The sequence below is a fragment of the Streptomyces sp. NPDC038135 genome (assembly GCF_055601245.1).
In genome coordinates this window covers 498,950-525,365 of record NZ_JBVJXS010000001.1, presented here as the reverse complement: position 1 = coordinate 525,365, position 26,416 = coordinate 498,950, and the positions used below count along the sequence as shown (strand labels likewise).

At 71.5% G+C, this 26,416-nt stretch carries 21 protein-coding genes and 1 pseudogene; 16 read left to right on the top strand and 6 right to left on the bottom strand.

The genetic code is table 11. The annotated features are described in order from the left end of the window. Positions 1–69: 69 nt before the first annotated feature. A complete protein-coding gene (locus ACZ7JA_RS02460; RefSeq protein WP_351670123.1) occupies positions 70–1,242 on the bottom strand; it encodes an acyltransferase family protein in 1,173 nt (390 codons plus the stop codon). Positions 1,243–1,506: 264 nt separating this feature from the next. On the opposite strand from ACZ7JA_RS02460, the gene ACZ7JA_RS02455 reads away from it, so the two are divergent. Together ACZ7JA_RS02455 and ACZ7JA_RS02450 are read left to right on the top strand one after the other, a co-directional pair. Next, the gene (locus tag ACZ7JA_RS02455) at positions 1,507–2,964 is read left to right on the top strand and encodes a hypothetical protein (RefSeq protein WP_351670120.1); all 1,458 of its coding nucleotides are present in this window, start codon (positions 1,507–1,509) and stop codon (positions 2,962–2,964) included. Further along, entirely contained in the window at positions 2,961–5,276 is a 2,316-nt protein-coding gene (locus ACZ7JA_RS02450) for a glycosyltransferase (RefSeq protein ID WP_470806889.1), read from the top strand. Before ACZ7JA_RS02455 ends, ACZ7JA_RS02450 begins: the two co-directional genes overlap by 4 nt. Before the next feature lie 56 nt (positions 5,277–5,332). Here the strand turns inward: ACZ7JA_RS02450 and ACZ7JA_RS02445 are convergent, their stop codons facing one another. Both ACZ7JA_RS02445 and ACZ7JA_RS02440 read right to left on the bottom strand, forming a co-directional pair. After that, on the bottom strand, positions 5,333–6,667 hold the full coding sequence (locus tag ACZ7JA_RS02445; RefSeq protein ID WP_389303822.1) for an alpha-2,8-polysialyltransferase family protein: 1,335 nt from the start codon (positions 6,665–6,667) through the stop codon (positions 5,333–5,335). After that, a complete protein-coding gene (locus ACZ7JA_RS02440; protein ID WP_389446048.1) occupies positions 6,664–7,641 on the bottom strand; it encodes a glycosyltransferase family 2 protein in 978 nt (325 codons plus the stop codon). Before ACZ7JA_RS02440 ends, ACZ7JA_RS02445 begins: the two co-directional genes overlap by 4 nt. Positions 7,642–7,839: 198 nt before the next feature. Here ACZ7JA_RS02440 and ACZ7JA_RS02435 point away from each other — a divergent pair, with 198 nt between their 5' ends. From ACZ7JA_RS02435 to ACZ7JA_RS02415, 5 genes are all read left to right on the top strand, one after another. Next, entirely contained in the window at positions 7,840–9,159 is a 1,320-nt protein-coding gene (locus ACZ7JA_RS02435; RefSeq protein ID WP_470806887.1) for a DUF6716 putative glycosyltransferase, read from the top strand. Between the two features lie 32 nt (positions 9,160–9,191). Beyond that, entirely contained in the window at positions 9,192–10,508 is a 1,317-nt protein-coding gene (locus tag ACZ7JA_RS02430; protein WP_470806886.1) for a cytidylyltransferase domain-containing protein, read from the top strand. Positions 10,509–10,522: 14 nt separating this feature from the next. After that, positions 10,523–11,461, top strand: a complete 939-nt coding sequence (locus ACZ7JA_RS02425; protein WP_351670102.1) for an N-acetylneuraminate synthase family protein — start codon at positions 10,523–10,525, stop codon at positions 11,459–11,461. 49 nt (positions 11,462–11,510) lie between these two features. After that, on the top strand, positions 11,511–12,659 hold the full coding sequence (locus ACZ7JA_RS02420; RefSeq protein WP_389303829.1) for a hypothetical protein: 1,149 nt from the start codon (positions 11,511–11,513) through the stop codon (positions 12,657–12,659). A gap of 161 nt (positions 12,660–12,820) precedes the next feature. Then, the gene (locus ACZ7JA_RS02415) at positions 12,821–14,881 is read left to right on the top strand and encodes a restriction endonuclease (protein WP_470806884.1); all 2,061 of its coding nucleotides are present in this window, start codon (positions 12,821–12,823) and stop codon (positions 14,879–14,881) included. A 23-nt stretch (positions 14,882–14,904) separates the two neighbouring features. Here ACZ7JA_RS02415 and ACZ7JA_RS02410 read toward each other — a convergent pair whose 3' ends face one another. Beyond that, positions 14,905–15,726 (bottom strand): MerR family transcriptional regulator, encoded by an 822-nt coding sequence (locus tag ACZ7JA_RS02410; RefSeq protein ID WP_470806882.1) that lies wholly within the window; start codon positions 15,724–15,726, stop codon positions 14,905–14,907. A gap of 37 nt (positions 15,727–15,763) precedes the next feature. Continuing rightward, entirely contained in the window at positions 15,764–15,982 is a 219-nt protein-coding gene (locus ACZ7JA_RS02405) for a DUF397 domain-containing protein (RefSeq protein WP_389446055.1), read from the bottom strand. Between ACZ7JA_RS02405 and ACZ7JA_RS02400 the strand changes: the two genes are divergently transcribed. Further along, positions 15,981–16,307 (top strand): antibiotic biosynthesis monooxygenase family protein, encoded by a 327-nt coding sequence (locus ACZ7JA_RS02400; RefSeq protein ID WP_403674639.1) that lies wholly within the window; start codon positions 15,981–15,983, stop codon positions 16,305–16,307. The genes ACZ7JA_RS02405 and ACZ7JA_RS02400 overlap by 2 nt on opposite strands. A gap of 13 nt (positions 16,308–16,320) precedes the next feature. Here the strand turns inward: ACZ7JA_RS02400 and ACZ7JA_RS02395 are convergent, their stop codons facing one another. Then, the gene (locus tag ACZ7JA_RS02395; RefSeq protein WP_470806880.1) at positions 16,321–16,821 is read right to left on the bottom strand and encodes a hypothetical protein; all 501 of its coding nucleotides are present in this window, start codon (positions 16,819–16,821) and stop codon (positions 16,321–16,323) included. Between the two features lie 514 nt (positions 16,822–17,335). Here ACZ7JA_RS02395 and ACZ7JA_RS02390 point away from each other — a divergent pair. From ACZ7JA_RS02390 to ACZ7JA_RS02355, 8 genes and pseudogenes are all read left to right on the top strand, one after another. After that, complete coding sequence (locus ACZ7JA_RS02390) at positions 17,336–18,568, top strand: amidohydrolase (RefSeq protein ID WP_351670082.1); 1,233 nt, start codon at positions 17,336–17,338, stop codon at positions 18,566–18,568. Between the two features lie 287 nt (positions 18,569–18,855). Then, a complete protein-coding gene (locus ACZ7JA_RS02385) occupies positions 18,856–19,911 on the top strand; it encodes a BMP family lipoprotein (protein ID WP_351670079.1) in 1,056 nt (351 codons plus the stop codon). A gap of 199 nt (positions 19,912–20,110) precedes the next feature. Further along, a complete protein-coding gene (locus ACZ7JA_RS02380) occupies positions 20,111–21,637 on the top strand; it encodes an ABC transporter ATP-binding protein (protein ID WP_351670336.1) in 1,527 nt (508 codons plus the stop codon). Then, positions 21,634–22,761 (top strand): ABC transporter permease, encoded by a 1,128-nt coding sequence (locus ACZ7JA_RS02375; protein WP_351670076.1) that lies wholly within the window; start codon positions 21,634–21,636, stop codon positions 22,759–22,761. Before ACZ7JA_RS02380 ends, ACZ7JA_RS02375 begins: the two co-directional genes overlap by 4 nt. Next, positions 22,761–24,050: an ABC transporter permease gene (locus ACZ7JA_RS02370; protein ID WP_351670073.1), complete on the top strand. Its 1,290-nt coding sequence runs from the start codon at positions 22,761–22,763 to the stop codon at positions 24,048–24,050. Before ACZ7JA_RS02375 ends, ACZ7JA_RS02370 begins: the two co-directional genes overlap by 1 nt. Beyond that, positions 24,047–24,454, top strand: coding sequence for a cytidine deaminase (locus ACZ7JA_RS02365; protein WP_351670070.1), 408 nt, complete (start codon positions 24,047–24,049; stop codon positions 24,452–24,454). The genes ACZ7JA_RS02370 and ACZ7JA_RS02365 overlap by 4 nt, the downstream gene beginning before the upstream one ends. Positions 24,455–24,531: 77 nt before the next feature. Further along, positions 24,532–25,809 carry a thymidine phosphorylase gene (locus tag ACZ7JA_RS02360; RefSeq protein WP_450745738.1) on the top strand — a complete coding sequence of 426 codons (1,278 nt, stop codon included), beginning with the start codon at positions 24,532–24,534 and terminating at the stop codon, positions 25,807–25,809. 119 nt (positions 25,810–25,928) lie between these two features. Continuing rightward, positions 25,929–26,416: pseudogene (locus ACZ7JA_RS02355) on the top strand (Uma2 family endonuclease).

The following is a 26,416-nucleotide window of genomic DNA, read 5'->3' as shown; positions in this document are numbered from 1 at the left end:
CGGAAGCCAAGGAGAGGTGAACGGACGACCAACGTCCCGATCGCCCGCCCGGCCGGTATTCAGCCGCATTCATTTCGGCAAGGTGAACGGCGCCGGAATTCCCGGTGTACGGGTTTTCTTCAATGCCCTTCTCAGTCGCGGGCCGAATGGTTTCTCCACGAACCGGTGCATCAGCCAGGCCAGCGCCAGCATGCCCAGCACGGTCACCGCGAGCGTCGGATACGGGGGCAGCCCGAGGCCCCGGTGCAGCACCCGGATGACGAACCAGCCCAGGTGCTCGTGGACCAGGTAGAACGGGTAGGTCAGCGCGCCGGCCGTGGCCAGCCAGGGCCAGTTCGCCCGCCGGGTCCAGCCCAGCGCCACGGCCGCCACGGCGGCGAAGGCGAGGGTGACGACCAGCAGGATCACGAGCGGGCTGCGGACGAAGTCGCCGTGCGCGCCCGGGTGCCACAGCCCGCTCGTCGCGGTGCTCTGCCCCAGCAGCCAGGAGACGGCAACGATGCCCCACAGCAGCAGGTCGCCGCCGAAGCGGTGGATCAGGTAGAGGGCGAGACCGCCGATGAAGAAGGGTGCGTACTCCGGCATGACGATCTGTTCCGTCAGCGCGTTGCCGCTGGTGCGGCACACCACCGCCGCCAGCGTCCACACGGAGGCGAACAGCACCACCCGGCGGTAGGTGACCCCGGGCAGGACGACGAAGAGGGCGAACAGCGCGTAGAAGCGCACCTCGACCCAGAGCGTCCAGCACACGCCGAGCACCCGCGGCGCGCCCATGGGCTGCTGGAGCATCGTCAGGTTGACCAGGAACTCGTCCGGCCGGACCGCGTGCACCACGGCGGGCAGCACCAGGGCCGCCCCGGTGACCAGCACCAGGGCCACCCAGTAGGCGGGGTAGAGACGGGCGACCCGGGACCGGAAGAAGTCGCCGAGGCCGCGGCCCCAGCTGCTCATGCAGATGACGAAGCCGCTGATGACGAAGAAGAACTGGACGCCCAGACAGCCGTACGCCGCCACCTGCGACAGGGTCGGGAAGACGCGCGACGGGCTCTGGTGCCAAGACTCCGAGACCGTGCCGCCGCGTCCGGCGTAGTGGTAGAGGCAGACCATCAGCGCGGCCACCAGCCGCAGGCCGTCGAGGGCGTGCAGCCGGCCCCGCCCCTCGGCGCGGGCGGCGGGGGACGGGCCCGCCTCGGGCACCGGGAGAGCGGGAGCGGCGGTGAGGGAAGGCGAAGAAGCAGGCATGATGCCCCAGAACCTAGTCGATAAACCGCTGATAATCCCGGTCCCTTTTGTGAAAGTCCCCGGTGCGCGGCTATCGCATCACCGGTACCTGGGCGAATCACGGAAACGGCTTGGTTGACAGCCCAACCATTCGCCGTGCCGTCCGAATTCGTTAACCCGGACGTCGTTTTGGCTTCCTAGTTTCTCCATCAACCCCCACGTTTCGGCAAACCCATGGCATGCCGCCGTATACACAGTCTTTGCTTGGTACACATCAGGAGAGCTATGACGAGGGTCCAGAACCGGCGGACGCCCGCTAGTGGAGGGGGAGTGGAGGACTGCCTGCGCGCCTGTGCCGTTCACAGCGGCAAACTCGTGGGCAGCCTCGACCGCCGGCGCACGGAACTGGCCGAGCAGCTTCGCAGGCTGCTCGTGGTGGCCAGCACCACCGGCACCGCCGCCCCCGCGCCCGCCCCGGCCGGCGGCGCGACCGCGCTGCTCAAACGGGCCGTCAAGGGCGCCGCCGTGCCCGCCGGCGGCATCGGCAACGACCTGCTGGACGCCCTGCTGGCCGTCGCGGGCAAGGCGCTGGAGTGCGGCTACGACGACGAGCTGAACCTCGCCCTGCGGATCAGCGACACCGTCCTCGCCCAGCGCCGCAACTCCCGGGCCGGCTGGCGGCTGCGCGCCCGCGTCCTGGAGGCGCTCGGCGAGGAGCGCGAGGCCGTCGAGGCGTACGAGCGCTACCTGGAGCTCACCACGGAGGACGGCTTCGGTGTGGCCGCCCGGATCACCGGGCTGCGCCGGGCCGCCGAGCGCGAGCGCGAGCTGCTCGCGCTGCTGGAGCGCCGGTGCCCGCGCGCCGCCGACTTCGCCGCCGGACCCGCCACCGACGTCTGGGCCGAGGGCCTCGCCCTGCACGCGGGCGGTGACTGGGAGGCGGCCGAACCCCGGCTGGTGGGCGCCCTGCTGGCGCTCGCCGCCGAGCAGGCCCCGGTCGCCGACCGGCAGGAACTGCTGTCCCAGTACCTCGAACTGCGCACCGGCGTCCCCGGCGACGACCTCACCGAGGCCGTCGCCCTCTACGCCGAGCAGCGCCGGGTCCGGATGCGCGGCCCGGTCGCCGACCCCACCGTCGGCGGGGTGAACTGGATCGGCCTCGGCGAGTTCCGCAACCTGATCGCCGGCAAGTCCGTGTGCCTGGTCGCCAACTCCGGCCGCGTGGGCGAGAGCGGCCTCGGCGGCCGGATCGACGACTACGACCTCGTCGTGCGCTTCAACTCCTACCGCATCGAGCCGAAGCACACCGGCGGCCGCACCGACATCCATGCCACCATCCACAAGCACGGCTTCAACTGGGACAAGCCGGTGACCACCCGGCTCGTCTTCGGCGGGGTCTCCGGCGACTGGAAGCACTCGCTGCGCAACCGCCTGGTGCCCGGCGCCCAGCGGTACCTCGGCGACGAGTCGCTGCGCTGGCCCGTCCGCAACATCGGCCGGCTCGGCAACGACGTCTGGTCCGGCATTCCCACCACCGGCTTCAACATGCTGTGGCTGCTGGACTTCCTGGACGTCAGCCCCACCCTCGACCTGATCGGCTTCGACTTCTACGAGAGCGGCGCCTACCGCGTGCCGGAGGCCATGAAGCTCGCGATCACGTCCGTGCACGAGTACACCAGCGAGAAGGCATGGGTCATGGAGCGGGCCCAGAGCGTGACCGACATGAGGATATCCCTGCGATGACCACCGCCACCCCGGTAATACCGGAGACCTCCGCGCACGCGCTGACCAAGAAGCGGCGCATCGCCTTCGCGAGCTTCGTCGACGAGAACTACCTGCCCGGGTTCCTCGTCCTGCTGCGCAGCCTCGCCCTGTCCAACCCGGGCGTCTGCGAGGACTTCGTCGTCCTGCACGACGACCTCAAGCCGTCCTCCGTCGCCCGCATCCGCGCGCTGCACCCGAGGATCGTGCTGCGCCGCGTCGACGCCGCCCACTACGACTCCTACGTCAAGGGCGACCAGGACAACTACCTCGTCCGCAAGGCGTACTTCATCCTCGACGTCTTCCGGCTGCGCGACTACGACACGGTCATCACCCTGGACACCGACATGGTCGTCCTCGGCGACCTGGGCGAACTGCTCGCGCTGCGCGAGGGGCTGGCGGCCGTCCCGCAGTTCTTCTACGGGCAGCACAAGCTCAACTCCGGACTGCTGGTCATCCAGCGCGAGTACCTCTCCGACGCGTTCTGCGCGCGGCTGGACGAGGTCGGGCGCGGCGGCGGCTACGAACTCGACAAGCACGACCAGGGCATCCTCAACGCCGTGCTCGACGGCGACTTCGTCCGCCTGGACACCCGCTACAACTTCGTCAAGCGGCGCCTGTCCGGCGACCTGCCGGTCCCGGACGACACCGCGATCCTGCACTTCACCGGCCGGCACAAGCCCTGGCAGGGCGGCGAGGCCGGGTACCAGCAGGCCGAGGAGCGCTGGCGGGAGTTCGAGCTGTCCGACGCCGAGTTCCACACGGCCTACCTGGGCCGAGGCGGCACCCTCCACCACGACCTGCTGGTGCATTACGGCACCCCGCACGTACGGCGCACCGGGGACGTGGAGGCAGCCCGCAAGGTCGCCGCCGCGCACATCGCGGCCGGCGAGTACCAGGACGCCGTCGACCTGCTGAGCGGTGTGCGCATCCCGCTGGACGAGGCCTGGCCGCACGAGGTGTTCGGGCACGCCCTGATGAGCGTCTCCCGCTACGCGGAGGCGAAGACCCAGCTCCTGCTGGCCACCGCCGCCCCCAACCGGGCCGCCACCGCCTACGCCCGCCTCGCCCAGATGGCCTGGGTGCACGGCGACAACGCCGAGGCGCTCAGGCACGCCACCGCCGGCCTCACCGTGGATCCCACCCACCGCCCCAGCCGGCTGTGGGCCCAGCGCGCCGCCGCCGTCCCGGCCCAGGAACAGGGCGCCGCCGAGGACCAGCTCGCCCACGTCGCCTTCTACATGGACCGGCAGGGCAACGCGGGCGACAAACTGCTGCCCGAGACCGTCCGGCTCGCCTTCGGCCCCGACACCACCTCCCGCCGCTGGCACTCCGTCCACGCCCACCGGCTGTTCGACCAGGCCGCCCTGGAGCGGGTCAACGCCCGGCGCGGCCTGGTCATCGGCGGCGGCGGACTGTTCATCCCCGACACCATGCCCAACGGCAACAGCGCCTGGCAGTGGAACGTCCCGGACGAGCGGCTGCGCGCCGTCGACGTGCCGATCATGGTGTTCGCGGTCGGCTTCAACGCCTTCGACGGGCAGTCGTACCGCGCCCGGCGGTTCAACGAGAGCCTGCGGCTGCTGGTGGAGAAGTCCGCCTTCTTCGGGCTGCGCAACCACGGCTCCATCGCCAGGGTCCGCTCCCTGCTCCCGTCCGAGCTGCACGACCGCGTCGTCTTCCAGCCCTGCCCGACCACGGTCATGCGCCAGTTGGTGACCGGCTGGTCGGACCCGGCGTACCGCGAGGACACCGTCCTGCTGAACGCCGCCTACGACCGCGCGGGCCTGCGCTTCGGGCACGACTACGGGCACTTCCTCGCCGAGATGGCGAAGGCCGTGCGCGCGATCGGCGCCCACACCGAGGTCCGCTGCGTCGCCCACTCCCTGGACGACGAGCGGATCGCGTTCGACCTGCGCCGCGAACACGGGATCTCGCTTCCGGTGATCCCGATGTACGACTTCGACAACGACGCCATCCGCGAGACCTATGCCAAGACGAAGCTGGTCATCGGCATGCGCGGGCACGCCGGAATGATCCCCTTCGGGGTCGGCACGCCCATCGTCAGCCTGATCTCGCACCCGAAGATGGCGTACTTCCTCAGCGACATCGAGCGCCCCGAGTGGGGTGTCTCGGTGCACGAGCGGAACCTGGGCGAGGTGCTCACCGAGCGGGCCCTCGACATCCTCGACCACCACGACCGGACCGTCGCCGACGTGCACGACCGGCAGGAGACGCTCTGGAAGGTCACCCAGGAGAACGCGGCCCGGATCCGCACGATCCTCGGCCGCTGAAACGCCGCGAAGGGCGGGCCCGGCAAGGGCCCGCCCTGAGAGGGGAGGAGAGGGGATCAGCGCCGTACGACCCGGCGCAGCCCGCGCGCCTTGCGCGCCATCCGGCGGACCGTGGCGTTGCGCGGGATGAACGCGAGCTGGGACGGCACCCCGCCGGGCAGCGCCAGCGAGGTCAGCCGCTTGCGCTTGAAGTAGCGCAGGGTCCGCTCGTCCGGGCCGCCCGCGAGATACCGCTCGGTCTCGGCGCGCAGCCCGGGCAGGATCTTCGGCTGCATCGCGAAGCCCACCGCGCGGACCAGCGCGCCCAGCGCCGCCACGTCCATCCCGGGCCGCCGCCCGTCCACCGCGGCCCGGTCGCCCAGGTCCGGCAGCAGCGCGTCGGCCACGGTCACCGGGATCCGGTTGCTGTTCTCGAACGGCGTCAGCCGCTCCAGCAGCATCCCGGTGCCGACCCGGGCCACCGGCAGGCCGTACAGCGCGGACGCGGTGAGCAGGGCGGTGGAGAAGCAGCCCACGACCAGCGCCGGACGCATCCGCTGGTACAGCACCTCGGCGAGGACCGGGGCGTCCAGCACGGTGAGGTGCACCCCGAGCCGCTCCGCCTCCTCCTCCAGGGTGCGGGTGAAGCGCGCGGGCGCGGTGGGGTGCGGCTTGAACACCACCGTGTCGTGCCCGAGTTCACGAGCGCCCCTGAGCATCCGCACATGCAGGTCCTCCTCCTGCTCGGCGGTGAGGATGCCCAGCGCGGACAGGTACTGGCCGAGCAGCAGCGCGGGCTCCTCCACCTCCGGCAGATCACCGGCCTGCGGCGCGAGTTCGGCCAGGACCTTGGTGAAGGCGGGCGTCGGCACGATCTCCGCCGGGACGCCGAACTCGGTGAGCAGCAGCGGCTCCAGGCCCGGCACCAGGTCCAGGTGGAGCACCCGGTCCACGCGGGTGCCGACCAGCGGGTCGATCTTGTTCCGGGTGGGGCCGTAGCTCATCAGGCCGTCGGCGTAGACGGTGACGGGGGCGCCGGTGAACATCTGGGCGAGCGCGAGTGACGGATTGACCTGGATCGACTCCACGGCCAGCTCGACGGGCTCGTCGCCGAGCTGCCACGCCAGGCGCAGATACCGCTCCCAGAGCGGCAGGTCCTCCGGCCGGGGCGCCCAGCCGCCGGGATGGAAGGGGAAGAACGTCTCGTTGTACGACAGCACGTCGTCGAAGCGCTCGCGCAGCCGCTCGAAGCCGGGCATCTCCTGCGGTCCCGGCGTGGTCTCGGGCGTGGCCGCGTTGTTGCAGACCAGCAGGATCCGCCGGCCGGCGGGGCGGAAGCAGCCGGAGTCCAGGGCGGCGGCCAGCGTGGCCACGCCGTACAGCGAGGACGCCTGGAAGATCTGGGTGGTCACGCGGCGGCTCCCGCGGGGACGGGGCGGCGGCGCAGCCGGCGCAGCTTGGTGGCACGCCGCAGGTCCATGGAGTCCAGCGCGTCGTCCAGCACGTCCTGCGGCATACGCCGCAGCGCGGCGGAACTCAGGGATTTCAGTTTTCTCGCCACCGCCGGCTCGAACCTTTCGATGGATCCCAGGTGATGGGAAATGATGGCGCAATACGTACGGACGGCCTTCGGCAGCAGAGCGCCGGATTCCGGGTCCTCGGCGGTCTCCGCGACGACCTGGTCGAAAGCGCGAATGAAATCGAGCTGACGGACATCACCGATCTGGGTGAGCGAGGAGGCGACCCCGCGCCGGTAGAACACCCCGAGCAGTCCGACCGCGGCGAACGACTCCGCCTCCCGGTGCAGCTTCCAGATCCACGGCCGGTCCTCGGCCGTGCGCAGCCCGTCGGTGAAGTGCAGCAGCCCCCTGTCCACCAGCCGGCGGTGGTAGACGCCCGCCCAGGCGTAGGCGTAGTCCACGGAGGTCGACCGGTCGGCGGGCAGGATCGCCGCGCGCGGATCCAGCACCACGTTCCGCCGCCCGACCGGCACCCGGTGCACGGTGCGGGCCCGCGCCGTGCACTGCACATGGTCGGTGCGCAGGAAGTCGCAGCCCAGTTCCTCGATGGCGGCGACCAGCTTCGGGTAGTAGCCGGGGGCGAGCCAGTCGTCCCCGTCCAGGAAGGTCAGGTACTCGCCGCGCGCCCGGTCGATGCCGGTGTTGCGGGCGGTCGCGAGCCCTCCGTTCCGTTCGTGCCGGACGAGGACCGCGCCCGGCAGCTCGCGCTCCGCGCGCGCGAGGATCTCTGGTGTCCCGTCGCGGGAGCAGTCGTCGACGAGAATGAATTCGAAGTCCTCACGCGCGTTCGCACCGAGGCTCCTCAGGGTGTCGGGCGCGTATTGCTGCACGTTGTAGAACGGCACGATGACGGAGAGCTTGACCACGTCACGGACGTTAGGGCGCGGCCCGCCATTCGTCTTGACCGTCGGCTTGATACCGGGTGAACGACGCGTGGCGAAGCTGTGAACCGGGTCTTTTTCCGCGCCGCTCACGGGCCGATTCGCCATTCGGCGATGTGCTGTTAACCGTTTGTTGCATTCGGGTTGGGCGGAACAACGGAATGCCTTCCTAGCGTCTTCGACGTGCCAGCAAGTGCAACGAAGTCCCTGCGGATCGCCGTCCTGGCGGACTCCGACACCCGGTGGAAGTGGGGCGCGCTCACCGCGCGACGCCTCACCCCCACCGGTGCCGACGTCCGGCTCGACGGCTACCTCCTGCGCGGACGAGCCACCCCCACCGCCCGCCAGCTCCGGGAGGTCGGCGTCCGCGCCGACTCCCTCAGCGAGGTCACCGGCGTCCAGTTCCTGCGCGCGATGAGCGACAGCGCCGAGGAACCGTACGACATCCTCGTCCTCGCCCTGGTCGGCGGCGGTGTGCAGGCGATGCTGCACGGGCTGCGCAACGCCTGGGCCTCCGGCAGGCGCCCCGTCGTCGTCACCGGCTACGTGGGCGTCGTCTACGAGAAGCTCGCCGACGGCCTGCTGCTGCGCCACGGAGCCGATCTCGTCCTCGCCAACTCGGCGCACGACGCGGACCGCTTCCGGGCCGTCTACGAAGGGGTCGGCACCGACGCCTCCGCGGTCACCGAGGTCGCGCTGCCCTTCCTCGGCGGGGAGCCCTACGCCGGCGAACACGACCCGTACACCGTGGTGTTCGCGGCCCAGCCCTCCGTACCGGACAACCGCCGGGACCGCGCCTACCTGCTGAACCGGCTCATCGAGCACGCCCGCCGGCACCCCGGCCGCGAGGTACTGCTGAAGCTGCGCTCCAAGCCCGGCGAACACACCACCCACATCGAGGAACTGCCGTACCAGAAGCTGGTCCAGGGCATGGCGCCGCCCGCCAACTTCCGCCTGGTGTACGGCCACATGGGCGAGGTGCTGGACCGCACCGACCTGCTGGTCACGGTCAGCTCCACGGCCGCCCTCGAAGCCCTGCACCGGCGCATCCCCACGGCCGTCCTGACCGACCTGGGCGTGCGCGAGGTGCTCGGCAACCACCACTTCACCGGATCCGGCTGCCTCGCCTCCTGGGACCGGCTCGACGCCGGGCACCGCCCGGCCGCCGACCCGGAGTGGCTGACCCGGCAGGGCGTCTCGGCCGACGGCTCCTACGGAACCGCCTTCGACAGCGCCCGCGAACGCATCACCAAGCTGCTGGACCGGCCGGGCGGCCTGCCGCCCCTGAACCCCTACTACACACCCGAGACCGCGCCCGGTTACCTGCCCGGCATCCTCGCCCGCCACCACCTCGGCCCCGACGGCGCCCCGCTGCCCGGCGCGCCCGCCGCCGACAAGGAGCCCGGCCCCGTCCGCCAGATCGTGCGCCGGGCCGCACGCGGCGCCTACCGCCACGGCGTGCAGCGGGTGGCCCCCGTGATCCGGCGGATGGGGGAGCTGTGAGCGGCCGGATCCCACGTCAAGGAGAGAACCCCATGCCCCACACGGACGCGGAACCAGGGGCCTCGGTGCCCCGGGTGCTCGCGGTGATCCCCGCCCGCGGCGGCTCCAAGGGCGTGCCCGCGAAGAACCTCGCCCCGGTCGGCGGCGTCCCGCTCGTCACCCGCGCGGTGCGCGAGTGCCGGGCGACCCGGCTGGTCACCGACGTCGTGGTCTCCACGGACGACCCGGCCATCGCCGCAGAGGCCCGCCAGGCCGGCGCCGAGGTCGTGCTCCGCCCCGCCGCCATAGCCGGTGACACGGCGACCTCGGAGGCCGCCGTCCTGCACGCCATGGACGCGCACGAGGCCCTGCACGGCGCCCCCGTCGACGTCGTCCTGCTGGTGCAGTGCACCAGCCCGTTCCTGGTCCGCGAGGACGTGGACGCGGTCGCCGCCGCCGTCGTCGAGAACGGCGCCGACACCGCCGTGACCGTCGCCGCCTTCCACGGCTTCGTCTGGCGGGACGCGGCCGACGACCCGATGACGGCCGGCCCCGGCCCGGGCACGGCCGTCGGCGCCTCCCTGAGCGCCGTCGACACCACGACGGTCCCCGGCACCCGGACGGCCGGCGGCGGCTACGGCGTCAACCACGACAAGTCGTTCCGCCCCCGCCGCCAGGACCGCCCCCAGGACCTGCTGGAGACCGGCGCCGCCTACGCGATGGACGCGGCCGGCTTCCGCGAGCACGGGCACCGCTTCTTCGGCCACACCGAACTGGTCCGCACCGACCCGGCCCGGGTGCTGGAGATCGACGACCCGCACGACCTGGCCCGCGCCCGCGCCCTCGCCCCGCTCTTCGACGCGGACCGGCCGAGCGCCCTGCCCGCCTACGACGACATCGACGCCGTAGTCCTCGACTTCGACGGCACCCAGACCGACGACCGGGTGCTGATCGACTCCGACGGACGGGAGTTCGTCTCCGTGCACCGCGGCGACGGACTCGGCATCGCGGCCCTCCGCCGGAGCGGCCTGAAGATGCTGATCCTGTCCACGGAACAGAACCCGGTGGTCGCCGCCCGCGCCCGGAAGCTCAAGCTCCCGGTCCTGCACGGCATCGACCGCAAGGACCTCGCCCTCAAGCAGTGGTGCGAGGAGCAGGGCATCGCGCCGGAGCGCGTGCTCTACGTCGGCAACGACGTCAACGACCTCCCGTGCTTCGCCCTCGTCGGCTGGCCCGTGGCGGTCGCGAGCGCCCACGACGTCGTACGCGGCGCCGCACGCGCGGTCACCACCGTCCCCGGCGGTGACGGCGCGATCCGAGAGATCGCCAGCTGGATCCTCGGCCCCTCTCTCGATTCCCTCCCCAAGTAAGGACATCTCCTGCCATGAGCACCAACTCCCGCATCCGCACGTTCGGTACGCGCGAGGCCGGCCCGGGCCGCCCCGTCTACATCTGCGGTGAGATCGGCATCAACCACAACGGTGAGCTGGAGAACGCCTTCAAGCTCATCGACGTGGCCGCCGAGGCCGGCTGCGACGCCGTGAAGTTCCAGAAGCGCACCCCGGAGATCTGCACCCCGCGCGACCAGTGGGACATCGAGCGCGACACCCCCTGGGGCCGGATGACCTACATCGACTACCGCCACCGGGTCGAGTTCGGCGAGGACGAGTACCGCCAGATCGACGAGTACTGCAAGGAGAAGGGGATCGACTGGTTCGCCTCCCCGTGGGACACCGAGGCCGTCGCCTTCCTGGAGAAGTTCGACGTCCCCGCCCACAAGGTGGCCTCCGCCTCCCTCACCGACGACGAGCTGCTGCGCGCCCTGCGCGCCACCGGCCGCACGGTCATCCTGTCCTCCGGCATGTCGACCCCGAAGCAGATCCGCCACGCGGTCGAGGTCCTGGGCAGCGACAACATCCTGCTCTGCCACGCCACCTCGACCTACCCGGCCAAGGCCGAGGAGCTGAACCTCCGCGTCATCAACACCCTGCAGGACGAGTACCCGAACGTCCCGATCGGCTACTCCGGCCACGAGACCGGCCTGCAGACGACCCTGGCCGCCGTCGCCCTCGGCGCCACCTTCGTCGAGCGCCACATCACCCTCGACCGCGCCATGTGGGGCTCCGACCAGGCCGCCTCCGTCGAGCCGCAGGGCCTGCAGCGCCTCGTCCGCGACATCCGCACCATCGAGGCCTCCCTCGGCGACGGCGTCAAGAAGGTCTACGACTCCGAGATGGGCCCGATGAAGAAGCTGCGCCGCGTCCCCGGCGTCGTCGCCGAGGCGGAGATCGCGGCGGCCGCGGGCGAGCCGGTCGCGGTCTGACCACCCCGATCGCCCAACGGTTTCCCTGAGACGGGACGGTCGCACGCCGATGAGCCCCCGCGCCGGTCACCCCGGCCACCCTGCCCGCACGCTCGCCTTCGTGGAGAGCCCGGTACAGCTGCTGAACGTACTGGAGTGGGCGCACCTGCACGGCCTGCAGGGCGCGCGAACGGACGGCCTGCCGTCCGTGCCCGCGCAGATACGCCGGGCACCGGCCGGCGCTCCGGCGGCGGCCGACGCGGAGCTCACCCTCGTCGTGCTGTCCCCGACCGACCCCATGACCCGGGGCCAGCTCCGCCGCATGGCGGACCTGGCCCGGGACGAGGGGTACCGGGTGCGCTGGGAGGAGGCGCGGGGCGGCACGACCGCGCCCTTCCACACCATCGGCGGCCTGGCCGGCCCGCTGCGCCGCGCCGACCGCATCGTCATGGGAGACCCCTTCTCCCGCTACGTGCAACTGCTCCTGACCATCACCCGGGCCCGCGACCTGGTCGTCGTCGACGACGGCACCGCGACCATGGAGTTCGTCGCCCAGCTCGCCCGCGGCGAACGCCTGGTCCGCTGGCACCGCAAGGGCGGCCGGCCCGGCCCCCGCGACCTGCTCTTCGCCCCGGTCTCCTCCTCGGCCCGCCGCCGCCTCACCCCGAGCGAGCACCGCCGCGTCGAGGTCTTCTCCTCCATGCCGGTGACCGAGACCCCGGACGGCGTCACGGTCACCGTCAACGACTTCGCCTGGACCCGCGCCCGCTTCGGCCCGCCGCGCATCACCGCGAGCGCCGACATGGTCGGCACCTCCCTGGTGGAGACCGGCGTGGTCGACGGCGACCGCTACCTGGCCGCCGTCCAGTCCCTGGCCAGGGCCCACGGAGCCACCCGCTACTTCGCCCACCGCCGCGAGAGCACCGACAAGCTCCACCGCCTGGCCGCGGAGACGGGCCTGGAGATCGTCCGCCCCGACCTCCCCCTGGAACTCATCGCCCGCCGGGGCCCCATCGGCCGCACCATCCTGAGCTTCCCCTCCACCGTCGTCCACACCCTCCCCCTGGCCCTGGCCGGCACCGGCGTCCGCGTCGCGGTCTGCGACATCGACCCCACCTGGCTCACCGAGACGGCCTCGCCCCGCGCACAGGGCTTCCTGTCCGGGGTCACGGGCACGGCGCGGGACGTGCACCGGCTGGCGGCGGTGGGGCCGGCCTGACGGCGGGGCGTGCTCTCCCCGCCATCGGTCCCTGTCACCGATCGATCACGGCGGGGTGAACGCCGACCGATGCGGCACTAAAATCTTCCCGTTACAACTGGTTGCGGGGGGCAACCAGAGTGCCTTTCGGCTGCCGGCGTCCCGGGGAGGGTGTGCAGCGCATGAGTCGTCGCTCCACTGGTTTCGTCGGTGCCTGGGCCGAGATGCAACGGCAGCAGCAGCGCCAACTGGAAGCGGAAGCCCGACGGCGCAGACAGCAGGAGCAGCAGGCGCGGACCTACCAGCGGCGAGCCGCCCAGAGCCACCGCGAGTACCGGCAGGCGGAGGCCCTCCGGCGTACGGAGGAGCTGGACGCACAGGTCGCCTCGCTGCGGGGACTGCTCGCCGCGGGCTGCCGGGCACCGGCCTTCCGGGCCGCCTCGCTCATGCGGCCCGAGGAGGTCCAGCCCTTCTCGCCGGGCCCGCTGGCGCAGCCGGTGCCGATGCCGGACTTCAGCCGCTACGAGACGCAGAGCGGCTGGACGACGGGCCGCCGGGCCCAGGCGCAGGCCGAAGCCCGGGCCCGCTTCGAACGCGACTGGCACGCCGCCCAGGCGGCGGAGGCGCACCGGCAGCAGCAGCTGGCGGCGTACCAGCGGCAGTACCGGCAGTGGGCCGACGCCCGGCTCGAAGAGGTCCGGAGGCACAACGCCGGCGTCGCCGCGCTGACCGAGGGGGTGGGACGCCACGATCCCGATGCCGTGATCGAGTACTTCTCCGCCGCCCTCTACGCCTCCACGGCGTGGCCGGAGGATCTCCCGCGCCAGGTGGCGGCGGCCTACGACCCGGCGGCGCGGCAGCTCGTGCTGGACTGGGAACTGCCCGCCTACGGCATCGTGCCGGAGGTCAAGGCCGTTCGGTACGTGTCCGGGACCGACCAGGACAAGGAGACGCCCCGCCCCGTGGGCCAGCGCCGTGCCCTGTACCGGGAGGTGCTCGCCCAGTGCATGCTGCTCGTACTGCACGAGCTGTTCGCCGCCGACGAGTTGGGCGCGCTCGAATCGGTCGCCCTGAACGGCTTCGTCGACGGGCACGACCCCACCACGGGCAGGCCGGGCCAGATCTTCCTCGCGACGGTCATGGCCTCCCGCTCCTCGTTCCGCGATCTGCACCTGGCACAGGTGGACGCGTGCAGTTGCCTGGCCGACGCACTGCGCGGGCAGCTCTCGGCCCGGCCGGACCAGCTCACAGCGGTACGGCCGGGCAGGCGGCCGCAGGACGTCGGGAACCGCGTGGTCGCCCACGGCGGCGACGAGGAACCCGACCTGTTCGCCATGGACCCCATCGCCTTCGAGAACCTCGTCGCGGATCTCTTCCGGGCCATGGGGATGCAGGCGGTCACCACCCAGCGTTCCAACGACGGCGGCGTCGACGTCGACGCACTGGATCCGGCGCCGATCCGCGGCGGCAAGATCGTCGTTCAGGTGAAGCGCTACCGGAACACGGTGCCGCCCACCGCCGTGCGCGACCTGTACGGAACCGTGCAGGACGTCGGTGCCAACAAGGGCGTCCTCGTGACGACCTCGAAGTTCGGCCCCGGCTCGCACACCTTCGCCAACGGCAAGCCGCTGGAACTCGTCTCCGGCCCCGAACTCGTCGACCTGCTGCACCGCCACGGGCTGACCGGGCGGCTGGGCGACGGCGGCCGGCGGACCGCCGGACAGCCGGCGTCCGACGGGCCGGACACCCGGCTGCCCGACGACTACAACGTCCTGGGCATGTCGTGGACCGGGAACGTCGCCCTGGACGTGTGCGCTCTCGTCTGCCGGGGCGGCACCGTCCTCGGCGACGATCACTTCGTCTTCTACAACAATCCCCGGACGCCGGACGGCACGGTGCGCGCCCTTCCCGCCACCGCGCCCGACAAGGCCGCGATCTGCGTCTCCTTCGACGGACTGCCGCGCGAGGCCGACCGGCTCGTTCTCGTGGCCGCCGTCGATCCGGAGGTGAACCCGGCCGCCGACCTCTCCGGCTTCACGGACGCCCGGATCAGGCTCCTCGATCCGGGGATGGCCGAGCTGGGGTGCCTGGAGGTCTCGGACGGCCGGCCGTCCGAGACCGCCCTGGTCCTCGGCTCGTTCCGCCGCAGGTCCACCGGCGACTGGGACTTCGTCCTCGGCGGCAAGGGCTACACCGGCGGCCTGGAGGAGCTCCTGCGGGACTTCGGCATCGACGTGGAGTAGCCCGACGCCGGCCCCCGCGGGCGTCAGCTCCGGGTCACCGGCGCCTGGAGTTCCGTCACCCAGTCGTCGCGGTTCTCCGGGCACTCCAGATTGACCTCGCGGGGGTAGCCGGTCGACCGGTAGCCGTTGGCGTCGATCCAGCGGGCCAGGGTCTGGGCCGTGGGGAGGACGGTGTCCATCGAGCCGCGGTGCATGACGGTCGCCGCCGTGCCGACGGGCGGCAGGTCGACGATCCGCAGCGCGCCGTCCTGGAACGGTGCGGACACCTGCACGGCGGCGTGCACGGTGATCCTGCCCTCGCCCTCCGGCGCGTCCTCGTAGTAGGCGACCCCGGGCCCGGTCGGCTTGACGCCCGCCTCGTCCAGACGGCGGAACAGCTCGTCGTACAGCGGCCCGATGACCGGGCCGATGTCCTCGGGCTGGAAACTCGCCGCGACCGCGGTCAGCTCCGCGACCCGCACGGCCGGGAGGCTCTTGATGACGACGTCGTTCTCGGGCATGTGCCCCTCGCTCTCGATGGCCCGGAGCCTCGCCTCGACCTGGACCAGCCGGTCCGCCGCGGCCGTCATGGCGGCCTCCAGCTCCGCCCGCCGCAGCCGCAGCATGGCGCGCAGTTCCTCGCTGCTCACCTTCTCGTCGAGGATCTCCCCGACCTGCTTGAGGGTGAGCCCGAGGTCCTTGAGCGCGATCACGCGGTTGAGGCGCGCCAACTGGGCGGCGGTGTAGTAGCGGTAGCCGGACGCGGGGTCGACATGGGCCGGGCGCAGCAGTCCGGTCGCGTCGTAGTGACGCAGCATCCGGACCGAGACGCGGCCGTGCCGGGCGAAGTCTCCGATGGTGAACATGACGTCTCCGAGTCGACCGCCTGACACGGCGTGAGGGTCAAGAAGCGCCGGCGTGACGCTCCTTCAGACTCCGGACGAAGGCGGCGAAGGCGCCGGGCGCGAACCCGAGGACGCCGGCCGCCGGGTCCTTGGAGTCGCGGACGGATATGCGGGCGGGGGAGTCCGCGGCCCAGCGGGCGATGCGTGCCGAGGACGCGGCGGAGCTGTTCGAGGGGGAGTGAGCGAGGGGTGCCGGTGCGGGGCAGTATGGGTTCATGAGCGTAGTGAAGATCAACGTGCTGACCGTGCCGGCCGAGCAGCGGGAGACGCTGGAGAAGCGGTTCGCGTCGCGGGCCCACGCCGTGGAGAACTCCGACGGGTTCGAGTGGTTCGAGCTGCTGCGGCCGGTCGAGGGGACCGACCAGTACCTCGTCTACACCCGCTGGCGGGACGAGGCGTCGTTCCAGGCCTGGATGGAGGGGCCGATGAAGTCGGCCCACCAGGGCGGCGGCGAGGGCGGCGAGAAGCCGAGGCCCGCCGCCTCCGGCTCCACCCTGTGGTCCTTCGACGTGGTGCAGCAGGCCGCGCCGAAGAACGCCTGATCCTCGGAGCGGATCAGGTGTCGTCGCCCGGGGGCTCCTCCCGCGGCGGCGTGCCTCTGCCGATGGTCATCGACCAGCGCACGGACGGCGGGGCCTCGACGGAGGCGACGCCGCCGTCCTCCGCGCCGCCGGTGTTCACCTGGTTGTAGACGGTGCCCGTCCGGCCGGCGCGGCAGTCCAGCGGGAAGGACACGTGCACGGGGCGGACGGCGACCCTCATGCGTCCCGTGCCCTGGCAGCGCACCGCGAGGATCAGGGCGTCGCCCTTTCTGCCCTTGCCGAAGGCGATGCTCGCGTTCCCCGTCGTCACCGCGAGGCGGCCGGCCAGGGTTTCGCCCGCGTCCAGCTCAGGGGGCCTCTGGTGGGCGTGCGTCGGGGTGCTGTGCGGTGCCGGGGCCGGCGCCGCCGGCCGGCCCTGCCCGGACGGGCGGCCGTGGGCGGAGGCGCAGCCGGTGAGCGGGACGAGCAGCAGCGTGCACGCGAGGCTCGGGCCCGCGAGGGTCCGGATGGACATGTCGGCACTCCCGGTCTGACAGCGGCCGGGTATCGGCCGACGGCTGACCGGATCATGGCAGTGCCGGAGGGCGGACCGAGGGAGTCCGGGCGTTCTCTGAGCAAGATGTGAGCTTCACCGCGGCACCGGAGCACCGGTGCCGCCCGGCCCCGGTCAACCCGATCGGTCCAGCGGCGCCCGCTCCTGCCCCGTGCGTCGGGCAGGACGGCGCGCGGGCGCGGAAGCGCAGCTCCGGGTGGGTGTCGCGGGCCGGGGGGCCATCTCGGGGAGACGTCCGACGCCGGGCTCCGCCTGGCCCGCCACCGGCCGCGCGTGCGTCCGCTCGGCGGACTGGGGGAGCGTGGGGACGGTGATGCGTGGTATGCGTGGAGAGAGGAAACAGAGGTTTTACCCACCGAAGTCCGCCGCCATGCGTCCGCCGGTCCGATTTTCTTCCCCTAACGGGCTGAACTTTTGTTGATCCGGGGTCAGTTGGCCGGTCGGGCGTCCTACCCTTCAGAGGGTGAAGCAATTGATGTCCCGAGAGTCCGAGGCCCAAGTGCCCGGGGACGTGCTCCCCGGCGTGCTCAGCGAGTCCCTGCACGCCGAACTGGTCGCCTTCCGCCGTGACCTCCATATGCACCCCGAGCTGGGCAACCAGGAGTTCCGCACGACCGCCGCGATCAAGGAGCGGCTCGAGCAGGCCGGGCTCAAGCCCCGCGTCCTCGCCACCGGAACCGGACTGCTCTGTGACATCGGGATCGCCGAGGGGCAGGAGGCGGAACGGACCGCCGTGCCGATGCTCGCCCTGCGCGCCGACATCGACGCCCTGCCCATCCCCGACACCAAGGCCGACTGCCCGTACCGGTCCACCGTGCCCGACCGGGCCCACGCCTGCGGCCACGACGTGCACACCACCGTGGTGCTCGGCGCCGGTCTGGTCCTCGCCGACCTGGCGGCCAAGGGGCTGCTGTCCCGGGCGGTGCGGCTGATCTTCCAGCCCGCCGAGGAGGTGCTGCCCGGCGGCGCGCTCGTCGCGATCGGGGACGGGGCGCTCGACAACGTCGGCCGGATCCTCGCCGTGCACTGCGACCCCAAGGTCGAGGCCGGCCGGATCGGCCTGCGGCACGGGCCCATCACCAGCGCCTGCGACCGGCTGGAGGTCGCCCTGGACGGGCCCGGCGGGCACACCGCCCGGCCGCACCTGACCACCGACCTGGTCACGGCGGCCGCCCGCGTCGCGATCGACGTGCCCGCGCTGGTCGCCCGCCGCGTCGACACCCGCGCCGGCCTCGCCGTCACCTGGGGCCGGATCGAGTCGGGCCATGCCCCGAACGTCGTACCGCAGCACGCCGAGCTGTCCGGCACCGTGCGCTGCCTCGACCTGGACGCCTGGCGGGACGCACCGGACATCGTGCACGCGGCCATCGACGAGATCGCCACGCTGCACCGCGCCAAGTCGGAGATCAACTACGTGCGGGGCGTCCCGCCGGTGGTCAACGACCGGGAGTCCGCCGAGCTGCTGCGCCGGTCGATGGTGGCCCGGCGCGGGATGGACTCGGTCGAGAGCACCGAGCAGAGCCTCGGCGGCGAGGACTTCTCCTGGTACCTGGAGAACGTGCCCGGCGCCATGGCCCGCCTGGGCGTGCGCACCCCCGGCGACCGCATGGTCCGGGATCTGCACCAGGGCGACTTCGACGCCGACGAGCACGCCATCACGGTCGGCGTGGAGATGTTCACGGCCGCCGCGCTGCTCGACGACATGTAGCCGGCCCCACGGCCCGGGCGCGGCCCCGGGGGCCCGGGCCGCCGGGGGCAACACGGTCGTAAGCCAACCGTGCACTGTGCGCAACAGGCGTGTGAGAGGCCCGGTACGTCGAGTTCAGGCGGTGTTTGCCTCGAATAGATAACGGCTTCGTGAGGGGGTGTTTTGCGACATCTACGCGCGTTACGATGCCGCGAAGCCGACGCCGTCGGGGCGTCTCGGCTTGAGCACCGATCCGGTGCTCACATCAAGCGCCGACAGGCGCTCAGGTCAGGTGAAGGAGCCTTCCCGTGCGCCGGGTAGCCAAGATTTCCGCTGCGTGTGCCGCCACCGCAGCTCTCGCCCTCACTGCCACCGCGTGTGGCAGCACCTCCTCCGACAACGACAAGTCGTCGTCCTCCTCCGGTGACGGCAAGGGCGTCAAGATCGGTCTCGCCTTCGACGTCGGCGGCCGTGGTGACCGCTCCTTCAACGACTCCGCCGCGCGCGGTGCCGACAAGGCGAAGAAGGAGTTCGGCGGCGAGATCAAGGAGCTGACCGCGAAGACCTCGGACACCGAGGCCGACCGCGAGCAGCGCCTGTCGGACATGGCCGAGGCCGGGTACAGCCCGATCATCGGTGTCGGTTACGCGTACGCCGCCTCGATGACCAAGGTCGCGGCGAAGTACCCGAAGACCAGCTTCGGCATCGTCGACTCGGTGGTGGACGCGAAGAACGTCGACAGCATCACCTTCACCGAGGAGCAGGGCTCCTACCTGGCCGGTGTCGCCGCCGCGCTGAAGACGAAGAAGGACCACGTCGGCTTCATCGGCGGCGTCGACGTCCCGCTGATCAAGAAGTTCGAGGCGGGTTACGTCCAGGGCGTCAAGGACACCAACTCGAAGATCAAGGTCGACACCCAGTACCTGAGCCACGGCTCGGACACCTCCGGCTTCGCCAGCCCCGACAAGGGCAAGGAAGCCGCGCAGGGCATGCTGGACAACGGCGCCGACGTGATCTACTCGGCGGCCGGCTCCTCCGGCAACGGCGCGATCGAGGCCGTCAACGGCGTCAAGGGCGCCTGGGCGATCGGCGTGGACTCGGACCAGTACAGCATCCCGGGTCTGGCCAAGTACAAGAACTCGATCCTGACCTCGATGGTCAAGAACGTCGACCTCGGTGTCTACGACTTCGTCAAGTCCGTGCACGGCGGCAAGCCGCTGACCGGCACCAACACCTACTCGCTGAGCAAGGACGGCGTCTCGCTGTCCACCAGCGGCGGCTTCATCGACGACATCCAGGCCAAGCTGGACGCGGCGAAGAAGAAGATCGTCGACGGCTCCGTCAAGGTCAAGACCACCCCGTGACCTGACGGGTCCCGTGGGACCCGGGCTCGGCGCGGGGGCGGCTTCCGCAGCCCCCCGCCGAGCCATAACAATGTGTCAACTCTACGCGTGTAGCATCGAGTTGCCGCGCTAGCGTCGCCGACGCCTGCCCTCCCCCCGCAGCCCCTTTCCCCGAGGAGAGTGCGCCATCAACGCGTCCAGCCCTCCCGCTGCCGTCGAACTGCGCGGCATCACCAAGCGTTTCCCCGGCGTCGTCGCCAACCGCGACATCGACATCACGGTCCGCACGGGCACCGTACACGCCCTCTGCGGTGAGAACGGCGCCGGCAAGTCGACCCTGATGAAGATCCTCTACGGCATGCAGCAGCCGGACGAGGGCACCATCGCGGTCAACGGTGAACTCGTCACCTTCAGCAACCCCGGCGACGCCATCGCCCGCGGCATCGGCATGGTGCACCAGCACTTCATGCTCGCCGACAACCTCACCGTCCTCGAGAACGTCGTCCTCGGCGCGGAGAAGCTGTACGGCATCGGCGGCAAGGCGCGCGCGAAGATCAAGGAGATCTCCGACGCGTACGGCCTGGGCGTCCGGCCCGACGTCCTGGTCGAGGCGCTCGGCGTCGCCGACCGCCAGCGCGTGGAGATCCTCAAGGTCCTCTACCGCGGCGCCCGGACCCTCATCCTGGACGAGCCGACGGCCGTGCTCGTGCCGCAGGAGGTCGACGCCCTGTTCGACAACCTCCGCGAGCTCAAGGCCGAGGGCCTCACCGTCATCTTCATCTCCCACAAGCTGGGCGAGGTGCTCTCCGTCGCCGACGAGATCACCGTCATCCGGCGCGGCACCACGGTCGGCACGGCCGAGCCGCGCAGCACCACCTCCAAGCAGCTCGCCGAGATGATGGTCGGCAGCGAGCTGCCCACGCCGGAGACGGAGGAGTCCACCGTCACGGACGTCCCCATGCTCACGGTGGACAAGGTGCACCTGTCCCAGACCGACCTGGACGGCGTCGAGCGGATCATCCTCGACGAGATCTCCTTCACCATCCACAAGGGCGAGGTCCTCGGCATCGCCGGTGTGGAGGGCAACGGCCAGTCCGAGCTGGTCGAGGCGATCATGGGCATGCGGAACCCGGACGCCGGCGTCGTCACGCTGGACGGCGAGGACATCTCCCACACCCCCACCCGCCGCCGCCGCGAGGCCGGCGTGGGCTACATCCCCGAGGACCGCCACCGCCACGGCCTCCTCCTCGAGGCGCCGCTGTGGGAGAACCGCATCCTCGGCCACGTCACGGAGAAGCCCAACTCGCGCGGCGGACTGCTCGACATCAAGGCGGCCCGCACCGACACCGAGCGCATCGTCCGCGACTACGACGTCCGCACGCCCGGCATCGAGGTGACCGCCGCCTCGCTGTCCGGCGGCAACCAGCAGAAGCTGATCGTCGGCCGCGAGATGAGCCACGCCCCCAAGCTGCTCATCGCCGCCCACCCCACCCGCGGTGTGGACGTCGGCGCGCAGGCGGCCATCTGGGACCACATCCGGCAGGCCCGGCGCGAGGGCCTGGCCGTGCTGCTGATCTCCGCCGACCTGGACGAGCTCATCGGGCTCTCCGACACCCTGCGGGTGATGTACCGGGGCCGTCTGGTCGCCGACGCCGACCCCGCGACCATCACCCCCGAGGAGCTGGGCTCCGCCATGACGGGTGCTGCCTCCGGCCACCTGGAGCACGCAGAGGACGACGCGCGATGAACAAGCTGACCTCACGGATCGACAAGGAGCGGCTGCTCCTCGGGATCGCGGCGCCGCTGCTGGCGATCGTCGCCGCGCTCGTCGTCACCACCCTGGTGATCCTCGCCACCGGCAAGAACCCGGGCGACGCCTTCAGCGACATGGTGACCTACGGCTTCGCCAGCGACAGCCAGGTCTACATCCTGAACAAGGCGACGACCTACTACCTCGCGGGTGTCGCGGTGGCCATCGGCTTCCGCATGAACCTGTTCAACATCGGCGTGGACGGACAGTACCGGCTCGCCGCGTTCATCGCGGCCGTCCTCGGCGGCGCGCTGACCGTGCCGGGCTGGATCGCCATCCCCCTGATCATCGTCTGCGCGATGGCGACCGGCGCCCTGTGGGCGGCCATCGCCGGCGTGCTGAAGGTGACCCGCGGCGTCAGCGAGGTCATCTCGACGATCATGCTGAACTCGATCGCCACCGCGATCATCGCCTACCTGCTGCAGCCCGGGAAGCTCGGCCAGCTCGACCAGGCGGGCACCCTCGTCTCCACCAAGCCGCTGCCGTCGTCCTCGTACTTCTTCAGCATCGACACCGGCCCGGCCGGCGTCCTGTGGGGCTTCATCGTCGTCGCCGTGGTCGTCGGCATCGGCTACTGGTTCGTGCTCGGCCGCACCCGGTTCGGCTTCGACCTGCGCACCGTCGGCCAGTCCGACACCGCCGCCGCCGCGAGCGGCGTCGGGGTGAAGAAGATGGTCGCCACCAGCATGATCATCTCGGGTGCGGTGGCCGGTCTGATCGGCATGCCGACCCTGCTCAACGACAGCCACCAGTTCAGCAACGACTTCCCGGCGGGCATCGGTTTCACCGGCATCGCCATCGCGCTGCTCGGCCGCAACAGCCCGATCGGCATCGCGCTCGGCGCCCTCCTGTGGGGCTTCCTGGAGCGCACCACCAACCACCTGGAGTTCCAGGGCTACGACAAGGAGATCCTCGGCGTGATCCAGGGCGTCATCGTCCTGTGCGTCGTGATCGCCTACGAGGTCGTCCGCCGCTACGGCCTCAAGCGCCAGCAGCAGCGGGTCGGCGCCGAACTCGCCGCCCAGGCCGCCGCCCCGACGATGAAGCAGGAGGTGGCGTGATGACTGCCACGATGACCGACGCGCCGCCGCCCGCGGCGCCCAAGGCGGAGAGCGCGGCCGGCAAGCGCTCGGGCCGGTCGCTCGGCCAGATCCTCATGATCGTCGCGGGTGCGCTGCTCCTCGTGGCCGCGGTCCGCGTCATCACCGGCGCCGACCAGCTCACCTCCGAAGGACAGGTCGGCGCCGCCCTCGGCCTCGCCGTGCCCATCGGCCTCGCCGGTCTGGCCGGTCTGTGGTCCGAGCGGGCCGGTGTGGTCAACATCGGCCTCGAGGGCATGATGATCCTCGGCACCTTCGGCGCCGGCTGGGTCGGCTGGCAGACCAACCCCTGGCTGGGCCTGCTGTGCGGCATCGGCTTCGGCGTCCTGGGCGGCCTGGTGCACGCCGTCGCCACCATCACCTTCGGCGTCGACCACATCGTCTCCGGTGTCGCGGTCAACCTGCTGGCGCTCGGCGCCACCCAGTACCTCGCCAAGCTGTTCTTCGCCGAGGGCAAGCCGGCGGAGGCGGGCGGCAACCCCAAGCAGTCGCCGCCCGTGGACTCGCTGCCGCACGTCACCGTGCCGGGCCTGTCCGACGGCCTGCAGACGGTCCAGAACCACCACTGGTTCCTGGTCTCCGACCTCGCGGGCATCATCGGCGGTCTGATCACCGACCTGTCGGTGGTGACGATCCTGGCCGTGCTGCTGTTCGTCGGCAGCTGGTGGCTGCTGTGGCGCACCTCGTTCGGCCTGCGGCTGCGCTCCTGCGGCGAGAACCCGGTCGCCGCCGAGTCGCTCGGCGTCAACGTCTACCAGTACAAGTACGTGGCCGTGGCCGTCTCCGGCGGTCTCGCCGGCCTCGGCGGCGCGTTCCTCGCCCTGGTCACCTCCCACACCTACTTGGAGGGCCAGACCGGCGGGCGCGGCTACATCGGCCTCGCGGCGATGATCTTCGGCAACTGGCGGCCGGGCGGTCTGGCCATGGGCGCGGGCCTGTTCGGCTACTCCGACGCGCTGCAGCTGCGCAACGGCGGCACGACCGTGCACGCCCTGCTGCTCCTGCTGGTCGTCCTGCTCGTGGTCCTGGCCGGCTGGAAGCTGTACCGCTCGGCCGTCTGGCAGGGCGCCGTCAGCCTCGTCGTCGGCGGGCTCGTCCTGGCCTGGTACCTGCTCACCGACGAGGTCCCGAGCGACTTCGTGGGCGCCACGCCGTACGTCGTGACGCTGCTGGTGCTCTCGCTCTCCGCCCAGCGGCTGCGCATGCCCAAGGCGGACGGCATGCGGTACCGGAAGGGGCAGGGCAAGTGACGGCCGCGCCGGACGCCGGCTTCGACTGGGAGCCGCTGCGCGCCGAGGCGCGGGAGGCCATGACCCACGCCTACGTCCCCTACTCGGGCTACCCGGTCGGCGTGGCCGCCCTGGTCGACGACGGGCGCACGGTCTCCGGCTGCAACGTCGAGAACGCCTCCTACGGGCTCGGCCTGTGCGCCGAGTGCGGGCTCGTCTCGCAGCTCCAGCGCACGGGCGGCGGCCGCCTCACGCACTTCACCTGCGTGGACGGCGAGGGCGCCCTGCTGGTGCCGTGCGGCCGCTGCCGCCAGCTCCTTTACGAGTTCGGCGGCCCCGGCCTGCTGCTGGACACTCCCGAGGGCGTCCTCCCGCTCTCCGAGATGCTGCCCCAGGCCTTCGGCCCGGGCCATCTCTCCAAGTAACTCCCCGTACGGCCCCCCTGAACCGAATCAGGGGGGCCGTGCACTTCGCACCTCCCGGAAGGAAGCCAGCCATGGCCATGGACGCCATCTCCGTCATCCGCACCAAGCGGGACCGCGGTGAGCTGACCGACGAGCAGATCGACTGGGTCATCGACGCGTACACCCGCGGCGAGGTCGCCGACGAGCAGATGTCGTCGCTCGCGATGGCGATCCTGCTCAACGGGATGAACCGCCGGGAGATCGCCCGCTGGACCGCGGCCATGATCGCGTCAGGCGAGCGCATGGACTTCTCCTCCCTGTCCCGTCCGACGGCCGACAAGCACTCCACCGGCGGCGTCGGCGACAAGATCACGCTCCCGCTGGCCCCGCTCGTCGCGGCCTGCGGCGCGGCCGTCCCGCAGCTCTCCGGCCGGGGCCTCGGCCACACCGGCGGCACCCTGGACAAGCTGGAGTCCGTCCCCGGCTGGCGCGCGCTGCTGTCCAACGAGGAGATGCTGAACGTCCTCGACACCACCGGCGCGGTCATCTGCGCGGCCGGCGACGGCCTGGCCCCCGCCGACAAGAAGCTCTACGCCCTGCGCGACGTGACCGGCACGGTCGAGGCGATCCCGCTGATCGCGTCCTCGATCATGTCCAAGAAGATCGCCGAGGGCACCGGCTCCCTGGTCCTGGACGTGAAGGTGGGCTCCGGCGCCTTCATGAAGACGATCGAGGACGCCCGCGAGCTGGCCTCCACGATGGTCGGCCTCGGCACGGACCACGGCGTGAGGACGGTCGCGCTGCTGACCGACATGTCCACCCCGCTCGGCCTCACCGCCGGCAACGCGCTCGAGGTCCGCGAGTCGGTCGAGGTCCTGGCCGGCGGCGGCCCGGCGGACGTGGTCGAGCTGACGGTCGCCCTGGCCCGCGAGATGCTCGACGCGGCCGGCATCAAGGACGCCGACCCGGCGAAGGCACTGGCCGACGGCTCGGCGATGGACGTGTGGCGCCGGATGATCACGGCCCAGGGCGGCGACCCGGACGCCGCGCTGCCCACGTCGAAGGAGCAGCACGTCGTCAGGGCGTCCGCGTCCGGCGTCCTGACCCGGCTGGACGCGTACGGCGTCGGCGTCGCCGCCTGGCGCCTCGGCGCGGGCCGCGCCCGCAAGGAGGACCCGGTGCAGGCGGCGGCGGGCGTGGAGATGCACGCCAAGCCGGGCGACACGGTGACCGAGGGCCAGCCGCTGCTGACCCTGCACACGGACACCCCCGAGCGCTTCGAGTACGCGCTCCAGGCGGTCGAGGGCACTTACGACATCGCGGCCCCGGGCACGGCCTTCACGGCGTCGCCGGTGGTGCTGGAGCGCATCGCCTGATCAGGGCCCGTGGCCGGAGGCCGCGGAGGCCGTGGCCCTTTCGGGCGAACGGGACCGGTGGATTGCCGCCGGTCCCGTTCGGCATGCTGGGATCGGTGACGCACCGATAGGAGACCGCCGTGAGCGCACTCACCGTCAGCCAGGACCCCGACCAGAACTGGGACGACCTCGTCCGGTACTGGGAGGAGATGGAATGGCCCGAGGGCAGCAAGGTGGAGATCATCGAGGGGATCATCACCGTGTCACCTGCTCCCGCACCCCGGCACAACGTCATCGCGGACCGGACCTTGTGGTCGCCCCGTTGCCTGAGTGCATGGAATTGGACACCCACGTCCCGGCCGCTCTGGCGGAACTGGTCGTGGAAGTGACCTCCAAGTCCAATGCGCGTCACGACCGCATCAGCAAGCCCGCGGCATACGCGTCCGCAGGCATCCCGCTGTATCTGCTCGTCGACCGCTGGGCACCCGGCGGCCCGACGGCGACGCTCTACGGAGAACCCAAGGGCGAGGTCTACCGAGTTCTCGGAGCAGTGAAGTTCGGCGATCCCATCAAGCTGCCGGAACCGTTCGGCATCACCATCGACACCGGAGAGTTCCCCGTCGACTGA